At 47.8% G+C, this 12,878-nt stretch carries 8 protein-coding genes; 4 read left to right on the top strand and 4 right to left on the bottom strand.

The genetic code is table 11. The features are described 5' to 3' along the window. The first annotated feature begins 87 nt into the window (after window positions 1-87). The 4 genes from Q4Q57_RS03030 (at window position 88) to cyaB (ending at window position 5,830) form a co-directional block, all read left to right on the top strand. Window positions 88-1,134 (top strand): DUF3626 domain-containing protein, encoded by a 1,047-nt coding sequence (locus Q4Q57_RS03030; RefSeq protein WP_311889688.1) that lies wholly within the window; start codon window positions 88-90, stop codon window positions 1,132-1,134. A gap of 332 nt (window positions 1,135-1,466) precedes the next feature. Beyond that, window positions 1,467-3,401 carry a heme ABC transporter permease/ATP-binding protein CydD gene (cydD, locus tag Q4Q57_RS03025; RefSeq protein ID WP_311889687.1) on the top strand — a complete coding sequence of 645 codons (1,935 nt, stop codon included), beginning with the start codon at window positions 1,467-1,469 and terminating at the stop codon, window positions 3,399-3,401. Beyond that, on the top strand, window positions 3,398-5,149 hold the full coding sequence (cydC, locus tag Q4Q57_RS03020; RefSeq protein WP_006085964.1) for a heme ABC transporter ATP-binding protein/permease CydC: 1,752 nt from the start codon (window positions 3,398-3,400) through the stop codon (window positions 5,147-5,149). Before cydD ends, cydC begins: the two co-directional genes overlap by 4 nt. Before the next feature lie 93 nt (window positions 5,150-5,242). Next, window positions 5,243-5,830, top strand: a complete 588-nt coding sequence (gene cyaB / locus Q4Q57_RS03015; protein WP_311889683.1) for a class IV adenylate cyclase — start codon at window positions 5,243-5,245, stop codon at window positions 5,828-5,830. 346 nt (window positions 5,831-6,176) lie between these two features. Here cyaB and Q4Q57_RS03010 read toward each other — a convergent pair whose 3' ends face one another. The 4 genes from Q4Q57_RS03010 to putA all read right to left on the bottom strand — a co-directional run bounded on the left by Q4Q57_RS03010 (window position 6,177) and on the right by putA (window position 12,543). Further along, entirely contained in the window at window positions 6,177-6,353 is a 177-nt protein-coding gene (locus tag Q4Q57_RS03010) for a helix-turn-helix domain-containing protein (RefSeq protein WP_063883827.1), read from the bottom strand. A gap of 93 nt (window positions 6,354-6,446) precedes the next feature. Beyond that, window positions 6,447-7,190, bottom strand: a complete 744-nt coding sequence (locus Q4Q57_RS03005) for a DUF599 domain-containing protein (protein ID WP_311889680.1) — start codon at window positions 7,188-7,190, stop codon at window positions 6,447-6,449. Window positions 7,191-7,823: 633 nt separating this feature from the next. Continuing rightward, a complete protein-coding gene (locus Q4Q57_RS03000) occupies window positions 7,824-8,438 on the bottom strand; it encodes a hypothetical protein (RefSeq protein WP_311889678.1) in 615 nt (204 codons plus the stop codon). A gap of 910 nt (window positions 8,439-9,348) precedes the next feature. Further along, on the bottom strand, window positions 9,349-12,543 hold the full coding sequence (gene putA, locus Q4Q57_RS02995) for a bifunctional proline dehydrogenase/L-glutamate gamma-semialdehyde dehydrogenase PutA (RefSeq protein WP_311889676.1): 3,195 nt from the start codon (window positions 12,541-12,543) through the stop codon (window positions 9,349-9,351). Between the last annotated feature and the right edge of the window lie 335 nt (window positions 12,544-12,878).

Genomic DNA, 12,878 nt, shown 5'->3' with positions numbered 1-12,878 from the left:
CTCTGCATGCTTGCGATTACTCTTGTGTTTATTTTAGGATGAGCCAACGCGGGAAACGGTTAAACGCCTCTCATTTATAGGTGGATTATGACAGCGATACAGCATATTGAACGCCTTGCTCGAGGTCGCAGTGAACAGGCCGTCGCTGTGATTAAAAATGTGCAGCAGATGTCGAACATCCCCATGCATGAGATGCAACTCGCCCTCAAACAATTACTTAACTGCGGCCGAATTGCGCTGCATTTTCACCCCGATAGAATCGACAGCCGTGGTATGACAGTGGCCGAAGGTTTGCTGCGCGATGGTCAATACCGCAGTCAGTTTGAGACGCATATTTCCAACGGTCAGTTATCCCCTGAATTAGGTGGCCCAAGGGATCACTGGGAAAATCAGCTGTTTGGTGATGTATACAAGGGCACTAAATCTCGGCCTAAATATGGCGCACTCGATCTAGGCATGTGGCAGGACGGCCCCGCGCCACGTTTTGGTAGCTGCTATTTGCTGACCCACGCCAGTGTGATGGCACGTTCGACCTTTTGTTATCTCGACTCGTACCGCAATCCGAAAGAGAAGGGCACGCTATCATGCTTTGATGATGTGTTAGCGGCGCTGCTGACCGAGAGTTTTGAGCGTCACTATGCCTTAGGCAAATCCGACTTTAAGCCACTGAATGTGATTCATTATTTGGGGCATCAGCTCAACGCTTCCTTGCTGTCACGTTTCGAGCGGCCGTTATCGAATAATCTCGATCATTATATCGAGGCGCAGATCCACGGTGATGTTTCCCTCGATGAAGATATCGCCATGCTGGTGGCCGATCCAAGTTTTAAAGGCACTGATATTGGCGCCAGCTTAAGCAAGACTTGCGACAGATATGATATCGAGCTGCAATATCATGATGGTTTTAGCCTACATACGGCGCAGATCCCAAGCGATTTTCGCGGGCCGACTATGCCATCGCTCGCTAATCGTATCGCCATAGAAGACAGAGTCGATGCGTATGCTATAGGTGTGGCCGCGCGGGATTTATATCATTCACCCCAGCATTGGCGCGAACGCGGTAATCGTGCGCAAGTCGCCCATGAACTTAAGTTACTCTGGCATGTGTTAGTGAAATACGGCGCAGTGCAGTAAGTCTTCAATATAAACAACGAGCTAACTTATGGTTAGCTCGTATTTTTTTTAATACTGACTACTGCGATTCACTGATCAGGGTTAAATACTTTAAGTTTCCCCAAACAGGCTAGTGCTAGGGAAAGTTCCGTTAACTCAGGGATTTGTTTATCTTTAGCTCGTTTTTGTGAGTCTGCTAGCAAAAGTCTGTAATAGGGTTTCATCTGCTTTAGATGCCTGCGATACTGCGTCCCTATCGGAACTTTTTAGCCGTTGCAAGCCCCGTAAACTGAGTCGTTATCGATAGCCGATCCCCGCTACGAGTCGCTTAATTGTTTTCTTGTTGGAGCACCATGGATAAGTCGTTAGAAAAATCCCTTCTTGTTTGGCTTAAAGCCCAGAAAAAAGCCTGTGGCTTGTTCCTTAAATTGTCGTTATGGCTTGGGATGATAAGTGCCGTCGCTATGGTGGCACAGGCTTATATTATCGCGACGATTCTGGATGGCGTGATCATGGGGCAGCAAGTCGTACCGCTAACTGACAATGCCCAAATGGTCAGTTCCAGCGTGAGTATTGATACTTATACTCCTCATTTGATTGCGTTAATCGCCTTGATGTTTCTGCGCGCCTTGCTTGCTTATGGTCGTGAACGCGCCAGTTTTGAGGCGGGTAAGCGTCTACGTGGTCATATTCGCGCGGCAGTGATGGATAAGTTGACTAAGCTAGGTCCGGCGTTTATTAAAGGTAAACCCGCAGGCAGTTGGGCCAGCATAGTGTTAGAGCAAGTCGAAGATTTACAAGACTTTTATGCCAGATACCTCCCACAAATCAGCCTTGCTGGTTTTATTCCCGTGCTCATCTTAGCGGCGGTTTTCCCGATTAACTGGGCGGCAGGATTAATTCTGTTACTCACAGCGCCGTTAATCCCTATGTTTATGATCTTAGTTGGCATGGGCGCTGCCGATGCCAATCGCAAGAATTTCAGTGCGCTTGCAAGATTAAGCGGCCATTTTATGGATAGATTAAAAGGCTTAAGCACGTTGAAACTCTTCCACCGTGGTGATGCTGAGCTAAAGGTGATCGCTACTGCTTCGGAAGAGTTCCGTAGTCGCACTATGTCGGTACTGCGCATGGCTTTTTTAAGCTCGGCGGTATTAGAGTTTTTTGCGGCGGTTTCGATTGCTGTGCTGGCGGTTTATTTTGGTTTCAGTTACTTAGGTCACTTAGATTTTGGCTACTATGGCGCCCATGCCAATATCAGCTCGAGTACAGTTCCTCAAATAGTCGGTATTCCATTTAGCCTGTTTACTGGGCTGTTTATTCTGATTTTAGCCCCTGAGTTTTATCAACCGCTGCGGGATATGGGCACTCATTACCACGCTAAGGCGCAGGCCGTCGGCGCCGCGGAAGCCTTGATTACCTTGCTCGAACATCCCGAACCTGAGTTTGTCGGCCAAGTGCGTATCAATAGCATAGAAACCCTGAGTGCTGATCATCTTGAAGTGTTCAGTTTTGATGGCACGCGTTTACTCGGCCCGCTGAGTTTTGAATTAAAAGACAATCAACGTTTAGCCTTAGTTGGCCCAAGCGGCGCGGGGAAAACCAGTTTACTCAATGCCTTATTGGGATTTTTACCCTATAAGGGCCATTTGCTGATCAATGGCCATGAGTTATCCGCATTAGATTTAGCCCATTGGCGACAGCATTTAGCTTGGCTGGGCCAAGAACCGCAGTTATTCCACGGCACAGTGCGGGATAACGTTGCCTTAGCCTACCCAACTTTGCCCGACGATACGCTGTGGCACTTGCTGGCAGAGGCCAATATCAGCGACTTCGTTAAGGCGCAGCCACTGGGTTTAGATGCGCCAGTCGGTGAGCAATCTTCCGGTTTATCCGTCGGCCAAGCCCAGCGTATTGCCTTGGCAAGGGCGCTTGGGCAAAAGGCGAGTTTGTTTGTCCTTGATGAGCCTACGGCCAGCTTAGATAGCCAGTGTGAGCAGGCGGTGAGTTCTGCGTTAAATCGCGCCATGGCGGGTAAGATGTGCATTATGGTGACCCATAGATTAGATCAGTTAGATCAAATGGATACTATTCTTGTGCTCGATAAAGGCTTGATAGTACAGCGGGGCGACTTTACCACTTTGTCTAACACGCACGGCTTATTCCAAACCTTGCTGCGTGAGAATATTGAGTCCGTGGCGGATATTGAACTTGTACCGTTATCGGTCAGCGCCAGCGCCACTCCGGTCGATATTGCCGCCGAGCCCACTAAAGGAGATGCCCGATGAAAGTGCTAATCCCCTTTATTCGATTGTTCTCGCGCCAGTGGCTGATGATGTCCGTGGGCTTGCTGCTGACCATCATTACCTTGATGGCTGGCATAGGTTTACTGTCACTGTCGGGCTGGTTTCTTTCTGCTACCGCGGTCGCGGGTTTGACGATAGTTACGGCCCAGTCCTTTAACTTTTTTACTCCTGCGGGCGGCGTGCGTTTCTTATCAATTGCCCGAACTGCCAGTCGTTATGGCGAGCGTTTAGCGACCCATGAGGCGACCTTTAAGTTGCTGACTGAGCTTCGCGTTTGGGCGTGGCGTAAACTCTTGCCGCTAAGCGCTAAAAATCTGCAGGGGCTACGCCGTGGCGACATGCTTAATCGCTTAGTTGCCGATATCGATACCCTAGATCATCTATATCTGCGACTGCTCACGCCTATGGCGGCATCACTGCTGATGACTGGGCTCTTGTATCTATTTCTCGCTTGGTTCGATGCCAAACTTGCCCTCAGTCTTTGCCTATTCTTAGTCGCCGTTTGGCTGGTGATGCCACTGCTATTTTATCGCCTTGGACACGCGCCGAGCCGAACTATGCTCGAAACCAAGCGCCATTATCGGGTGCAATTATTGGATATGTTGCAAGGCCAAGCCGAACTCAGCCTATTTGGCGCCAACGACAGATTCAGGCAAAAACTGAATGATGCGCAGACAGAGCTGTTTCGCAGTCAAAGTGCGATGGCCAATATCACAGCGCTCAGCCAAGCCATGTTGATCCTCTCCACTGGCTCAGCCTTGATCATGATGCTGTATTTAGCCGCTCAAGGTGTGGGTGATGCGGTGCCGCCGGGCCCCATGTTTGCGCTTATGGTGTTTGCCACTATGGCCTGCGTTGAGATGATGATGCCGATTGCGGGCGCGTTTCAGCATTTGTCTGGCTGCGTATTGGCGGCGACACGGATTAATGAAATCACTGAACAAGAGGCCGATATTCAATTTGTTGCCGATACTGGCCTGAGGGCAAAATCTGGCGCATTGCAGATTGAAGATATCCACTTTGGTTATCGAGACGATCAATACGTGCTGCAAGGTTTGTCCCTTGAGATAAAAGCGGGGCAAAAAGTCGCGTTACTTGGGCCAACGGGTTGCGGTAAGTCGAGTTTACTGGCGCTGATTACCCGCGAATGGCAAGCGCAGCAAGGGCACATCAAGCTCGATGGTCTTCCTCTTTCAGATTACAGCGAGCGCGGCCTTAGGGATGCGATAACTGTGATTAGCCAACGCATCTATCTGTTTGCGGGCACTTTGCGGGAAAATTTAGTATTAGCGCTACCTGTTATCGAAGACGAGAAACGCACGGCCCACGACGCGCGCTTGATTGATGTGTTACAGCGGGTTGGACTTGGCGCTTTACTCACGGGAGATAAACCGCTGGATATGTGGATTGGTGAAGGTGGACGTCAGCTTTCGGGTGGCGAGCAGCGCCGAATTGGTGTTGCAAGAGCGCTGCTGCGTGATGCGCCGCTGCTATTGCTCGATGAGCCAACCGAAGGGCTTGATAAGCGCACCGAACGAGAGATTTTAAGTTTACTGTTTGAATTTGCTCAGGATAAAACCTTGCTGATGATTAGCCATCGTTTAACTGCTATGGCGAAGATGGATCACATTCATCTACTCGGTCAGGGTAAGATTATTGCGTCTGGCACTCACCAGAGCTTAATTGAAGACAGTGCAGATTATCAGGCCTTATACCAAAGACTCGCTTAAGCCTCCTGTATTCAAGCCTTTAACGCTCAAACCTTTGACGTTCAATATGATGAATAGCGATATATTTTACCCATTAAAAGCGGATATAAATCGATGAACCCTGCGATGCCAGAAGCGTTAGCCCCACAAATCAATGCCCATTTTAATGGTAAATTTGAGGTCGAGCTTAAATATCGCTTATTGGATCGCCACGCTTTTTTCGCTGCCTTGCAGATGAGAAATCCTGAGATCATGCTCGAAGATAATCTTGAGCATGACTGTTACTTTGATCTGCCATCACAATCACTTAAAGTCGAGCACAAGAGTTTGTGTATCCGTGAGATGCAGCCATCGGGGATTATGTTGTGGATAGTGAAAGGACCGGAAAAAGACCGCTGTGAAGCCGTTAATATCACAGAAGCGACCAAGGCAAAGAGTATGTTGCATACCTTAGGTTATGAGTGCGTACTGGAAATTAAAAAGCGCCGCAGTATCTATTTTCTCGGTGAATTTCATCTAACAATCGATCATCTCGAAGGCTTAGGGGATTTTGCCGAGCTTGCGATTATGACTAACGATGAAACCTTGTTGCCTAAGTATGAAGTTCAATTGCAACAACTCGCTGCCGATTTGGGCTTAAGTGAAACGCAGCGGGAGTGGTTATCCTATCGGCAGTTGCAGCAGGCTTTAAATGCCCAGTGATGGTTGAATTTTGTTGGATTAAAAGCTTGAGGTTTAATGGCTTAACGTTTAATAGCTTAAAGATTAGCGGCGTAAGTTTAATGGCCGGATGCTAAATCTGGCTAAGCAATCTCTCGCAACAAACCGGAATGGCTTAGTTCAAATCCCTTTGAGTTGTACTGTCCATGTTGTATTCATAGGTTGTTTTCATTCGTTATAGACGGCTTAAACTTAAGCCTTGTATTTAAACTTAAGCACCGCATTTACATTCAAGCCACTTTCACAAACTCAAACTCAAGCGACTTAAGCTGCGGTTACCCCGCTTTACTTGCCATGACTTGCCTAATGCGTTTTAGCCTAATGCGTTTTAGCCTAAGCGTTGTGAAAAGGCGAGATAGCGTTTCACTTCCGCTTCAGGGAATTTTAATTCGTCACCTTCTTGAACACTCGAGAGTAAATTCTCCCGAGCAAAGCGTTTGATGGTCGCAGGTGTTTTATCTAACATTTTGCACACTTCATCTAAGGTTAATAAGTTATCGCTCATAGCACTCTCCCAGTATTTCAATAGAAACATAACCCAAAGAGTATAGAACAATAATTTCAATCCAGATGACGCCTGCAACCTAAACCGCTAAGGTTATGACTCTATTTTGTGGTTACGAGCCGCTTCCCGGACTTGATTCTCTATTTGCAGATGGCCTTTTGCCGCTGTAATAGCTTGAACCGCGCGGGACTTAAATTCGCGGCGATATAAGGTCGCGACCACAAATAAGCTCGCCGAAATAAACAGTATCGGGTGCACAAACCAGCACAATACCGCCATCGAAAAGTAATAGGCGCGTAAGCCATAGTTATAGGAGTGCGCCGCTTGATCTTGTACCGTCGCCATCTGCCTTGCGTAGGCTTTGAGATTGTCGTTCGAGCCATCGCTGTCTAAAGGACCCGCGCCTATCATCACGTTCACAAAACCGTATTGGCGCATCGACCAAGTAAACTGGAAGAAGGCCATCACAAAAATACCGACTAACAGTGCGAGTTTGACTTGCACCAACGCATGATTCGGTGGCGTGGCGAAGGGAATCGTCGCAATAACACTTTCTAGTCGCTCAACTTGTGCAAATAAGGTCAGCACACCCGCGAGCACAAACAGCGTAGTCGAGGCAAAAAAGGCAATATTGCGCTCAAGGTTGGCCAGCAGCGCCGCATCACCCACACGTACGCCGCGAGTCATTACCTCTAGCATCCAGTAAATTCTATGCTTATGCAGACCACGGGCAATACAGTCGGTATCTCTCGCCTTGCTACGGGCAAAGGCGGTATAGCCAGCCCAAGAAACGATAAACCACACCAATGCAGAAATATCTAACAACGAGAATGTCATAGCAACCTTGAGAAAGTGACCTTGATAAAGTGAAAATCAATCGATTGATTGAAGGCTGATTATGAAGGTTTTTATCTCTTAGGCGCAATCCCCTAGTATCACTTTGAAATCTATCCTATTCACAATTTGAAGCCGCTCACATTGGTTTGAAGCCTCTTGCTTGGTGAGACTCAGTTTTGAGGAAAATTCTTGTAAGGTAAGTGAGTTAGAAAAGTGCGTTGGGGTTATACCTCGGAGTGGGGGACTTGGGCATTAAGTGTCTTTATGCCATTGCTTTAGATGCTTGGCCCTGACCGTAGATGCCCCATCTTTAGCTTGCGGCCTTTCGGCCGAGATGAATCAAAGTCGCGGGGTTTCACCCCACACCCGACCAAGAGGGGAGCAACAGCAATTCCCTCTTGGATCTCCTTTGTCGCCCCCAACGGAGTTGAAAACCCCTTGGGCATTAAGCGTTCTAATGTTATCGCGTCAGACGCTCGTCCCTGATTCGACTGACGCTATCTCTGCATCCATGCCTCGCTCACGCAACGAACGCAAATGCCCTGCGGCAACTCCGAGGGGGAGGTGAACTTCTGTCGCAACTGTACGAGCTATTAATCCCCAAAGATCTGTACCTGTCCTGTCTTTTGGAGCTTACCGACCTCTGAACTTTCGTAGATTTTTTTTGAAGTCTAGTTTCAAATTCAGAATGTTACGCTCGACATGGCATAGAGCTTTATGCCTTACTTCCCCATCTTGTTCATATGCATTAGCTATATCACTAATAATTTCATGAACTTTTGTGTCAAAGTTACTATATGTGAATTCGAAATATTGAATTTCTTCTGTTAAAAGTAAAGATTGTACAAAATCAACACCTATGCGATATCGTTCTTCCGATTCCCAAAAGAGCTCAAGACTTTCACTTCTTGCAAGTTCATGATCCTTATAATGGCAAGGTGTTTTCGCAGGGAAATGTTCATCTTTGTAAACCCCCCAATACTTTTCTATAGCGCCTATACAATCGAATCCTATCACTTCAAGCTCTTTGAAAGCTTTGAAACGTTCAGCGTGGCTGAACTGATGCATCCAAGTGTGTAGCGCTGCGCTAGCAATAATTGCAGTTAGTAAAGTACCTATACCAGCGATAATACCAAAAACTTTGTAAAGAGCATCTAGAGTCATCGAGCCAGCATTAATGTTGATACCGACAATCATCCCTATGAAAAGCAATGCAAAACAACAAAACCAAATTACTCTATCATTCACGTATTAATTCCTACTTATTCCAGGTGACGTTGCTTGCTAGCGCCCGCATTTGCGGCAGGTTTGGAGCGCAGCGAAAAACTAGTCCGACAAAATGCGCTTGTGTACGCCCTGCATGGGCATGAACTAATGAGGTTAAAGTCCTCTGTAGGAAGGTCATCGTTCAATAACATGCTGTTATTAAATGTTAAATACTAGTGAATGGCAAGTGCTTATCCGCGAGGATTTAATGACGGGATAGGGACCACTCTCTTGTTATTAACAGTTAACTCCGAAGCAACAGAATACGCCTCCCCTCGGAGTTGCCGCAGGGCGAATAAACTTTATTGAGACATTCATTGTTAAATTTAGCGACAGGTATACTCGGGAATTAACGAGATTAAGTACTTGCATGAAAGTGACCGTTGGCGGCAAGGATGCCGTCATCGAGCCCTCAGGGATGAGTTTATGGCGTGTCACTGGAATGCAAGTACTTAATCTTTTTGCGAATCAGAAAAGAGAAAAATATGGAACATGCATAACTCTTTAAGGATTAACTGCCGACACAGAGACTACAGAAGTTCACCTTACCCTTCAAAACCAGTCTCTAATGCATGTAACTTCGCAAGGGGCGTCTTGGCTGCTAGTGAAAACAATAGCAAGGAAGATAGGACGAGCAGTCCTCCTTGGTCGACTTTTTATTAAAAATTAAGGGGTGAAGCCCCACGACTTTGATTTTAATTAACAAACTCAAATGGCAAATGCGAAGACTCCCACAATGCTCAGGTCTCTAAAAGCTCTCTCTAAAAAATGATGGGGAAGCCACTGATTCCTGTGTTCATTTCTCGAATTGAATTTGGGGATAAGCATTCGCTGCCCAATAAAAAAGCCAGACTCAGTCTGGCTTTTGTTTAATACTCACTGGTGAGCGATATTATTCTTCGCTATCACCCAGTGACAGCAACGTGGCGTTACCACCTATGGCGGTGATGTTGTTGGTGCGAGTCTTTTCAGTCACAAAACGGGTTAAGTAGTGTGGGCCACCGGCTTTAGGACCAGTGCCTGACAGGCCTTGACCGCCGAAAGGCTGTACACCCACCACAGCGCCGATTTGGTTGCGGTTAATGTAGACGTTACCCACGTTGACTTTATCTGCAACTTCAAGGGCATGGCCTTCGTTACGGCTGTGGATGCCTAATGTTAAGCCAAAGCCTGTGCTATTGATTTCGTTGATCACTTGGCTTAGCTCTGCAGCCTTGTAGCGAATAATGTGCAGGATTGGGCCAAAGTGTTCTTTCTCAAGCACTTTAATCGAATCGATTTCAACCGCCGTTGGCGAAACAAAGTGACCGTTTTCAGTGCCAGCAGGAAGCGGCATTTGCTTGATAAGCTTGCCGACTTGCTTGATGTGGTCGATGTGCGCATCTAAGTTGGCTTTGGCGGTGGCGTCAATCACTGGGCCTACGTCAGTTTTCACTGAGCTTGGGTTGCCAATCACTAACTCATCCATCGCGCCTTGCAGCACTTCGATCACGCGATCGGCGATGTCTTCTTGGAGGAAGAGTACGCGCAATGCTGAACAGCGTTGACCTGCGCTAGTGAATGACGATGAAACCACATCGTTAACCACTTGCTCAGGTTGTGAGGTTGAGTCCACTACCATGGCATTTTGACCGCCAGTTTCGGCGATTAAAGGAATAATCGCGCCATCACGGTTGGCTAGTGTACGGTTAATCAGTTTTGCTGTGCCAGTTGAACCGGTAAAGCATACGCCGCCGATACGTTCATCGGCCGTAATTGCGCTACCCACAGTCGCACCCGTACCCGGTAGGAATTGCAGAACCTCGACAGGAATACCCGCTTGGTGAGCGAGTTGTACTGCACGGTAACCAATAATTGAGGTTTGCTCCGCAGGTTTCGCGATAACTGTGTTACCCGCCGCTAATGCCGCAGACACTTGGCCGAGGAAGATGGCCAATGGGAAGTTCCACGGGCTAATACACACGAATACGCCGCGGCCTTGGAGGAACAGTTCGTTCAGCTCTCCCGTTGGGCCTGGAAGCAGTTCAGGCTTAGCCATCATTTTCTTGGCTTGTACTGCGTAGTAACGACAGAAATCAACGGCTTCACGGACTTCGTCGATACCGTCTTGAATGCTCTTACCCGCTTCACGGGTACACAAGGCGATCAATTCTTCGCGGTTTTCTTCTAATAAATCGGCGAGTTTTTGCAGCGCAGAGGCACGGGTTTCAACCGGCGTACGTGCCCATGAAGCAAACGCCGCTTCAGCAGACGCGAGTGCTTGTTCTATGGCCGCATCATCGGCAAAGGCGACTTGACCCACTGTTTGGGTGGTGTCGTATGGGCTGACGATGGTTTTGTGCTCACCGGTTAAGGTTTTGCCGTTAACCAGAGGGCCTGCTTGCCATTGAGTATTTTTAAACTGTTCTATTGCCGCGAAAAATGGCTCAGATTCGGAAATGATGTTCATATTGAGTCCCTTGGAATTTTTGCGATCACTACCGAAAATATCGGCAGGTAAAACGATTCTATTGTTAGCTAGGGTTTTATAGCCCGTCAGCGTTTTTAGCGGATGCACCACTAATGAGTCGATTGGGGTTTTAGGATCAACGAGCTTGTGGACGAACGAAGTGTTGGCCCCGTTTTCCAGCAGACGACGCACTAAGTAGGGCAGTAGATCCTTATGGGCACCGATGGGCGCATAAATACGTACCGATTTGGCGCCAGCTTCCGACAAAATCGTGTCGTACAGCTCTTGTCCCATGCCGTGTAAGCGTTGGAACTCATGGTGACGATCGCCCGCCATATCTGAAATCGCCGCAACGGTTTGCGCATTGTGGCTAGCAAATTGTGGGTAGATAGCGCCGCGAGTCGCATCCGATAACAAGTAGCGGGCGCAGGCGAGGTAAGAAACGTCAGTACCGGCTTTGCGAGTGTAAAGTGGGTAAGCGGCTTCGCCAGCTTGTTGGGCCCATTTCAGTTCGCTATCCCAATAGGCGCCTTTTACCAGACGTAAGGGGATTTCATCTCCTTGCTCTTTCGCAAGACGAGTTAACCAAACCAGTACGGGCAGGGCACGCTTAGAGTAAGCTTGAACCACAATACCGAGTAATCCCCAGCCTTTTGCTGCATCTGAATTAAACAGTTTTTGGAACAGTTTCAGTGACAACTCGAGGCGATCGACTTCTTCAGCATCGATAGAAATACCGATATTTAAGCCGCGAGCTAAGGTGATCAAACGAATGACAGTGTCATACAGTTCAGTTAGAACACGATCTTCATTGGCCACTTCGTAACGTGGGTGCAATGCCGATAGCTTGATTGAAATCGTTGGGCGCGGTGATTCATTTTCGTTATAGCTTTGAGCACCGAGCTCAGTGATCGCATTGGCGTAATCGGTATAGTATTTTTCAGCATCTTTACGAGTTAACGCCGCTTCACCCAGCATGTCGTAGGAATGGGTATAGCCTAACTTACGCTTGTCTTCGCTGTTCTTCAGGGCTTCTTTCATGTTGCGGCCCAGCACGAACTGCTTACCCATGATCTTCATCGCGGCCATCATGGCTTGGCGGATCACTGGCTCGCCGAGACGATTAACTAAGCGGCTCAGTAAGTTGCTTGGGGTGCCATCGATTTTTTTATCGAGTTTAACAATCTTACCTGTGAGCATAAGGCCCCAGGTCGATGCGTTAACGAGTACAGAGTCACTCTTACTCATGTGCTCATCCCACTTAGCGCCTGAAAGCTTATCTTCAATCAGTGCATCGGCAGTGGCCGCATCGGGAATACGCAGTAGCGCTTCGGCTAAACACATCAGGATAATGCCTTCCTGTGTTTCTAAGCTGTACTGTTGCAGGAAGGCATCTATGCCCACCATCAAACCTTTTTTATCGAATTGACGAACCTTGTTAACCAGTTCGTGGGCACGACGAGTGACGCGCTCTATGGCTTCATCACTGGAGGGAACTAGTTGGATCAACTCTGACAAGTATTGTTCTTCATCGACAATGTAGTTGTCGCTGATCGCTTTGAACAGTTCGTCGAGATTGGCAGAATCGTAGCGGCCTGCCAGCACTTCACTCGCTTTGAACATAGTTATCGCTTCCATCTTGGCCGTTATTGGGGCGCTATTGTTGAAACAAATTGGGAGGCGCCAAACGCATTTGATATTTTGTATACAATATGAAGGTTTGCGCGCGCAGATTATACAACCAAAATGTGACGGACAACACTATAGCGTGAAAGATTGTGAAGCTTGTTTGATTGGCTTGTTAATAATACCAATCGTATTAAATATCTGTTCATTCAGCGGGAGTTCAACGCGCTTTAGACAAGGCGAAGGCTTGAAGGCATAGTGGTGCTCTGTCGAAAGCCTTAAACGCAGTATAAAGCGCGTTGAAACCCGCCCTTCGGGAGCCTCACAGGCATCCCACTCCCGTGTTG

The organism is Shewanella sp. SP2S2-6, from assembly GCF_031931965.1.
Classification (GTDB): Bacteria; Pseudomonadota; Gammaproteobacteria; order Enterobacterales; family Shewanellaceae; genus Shewanella; species Shewanella baltica.
Note: the sequence above shows the minus strand (reverse complement) of the source record. Positions and strands in the feature narration are given on the sequence as shown.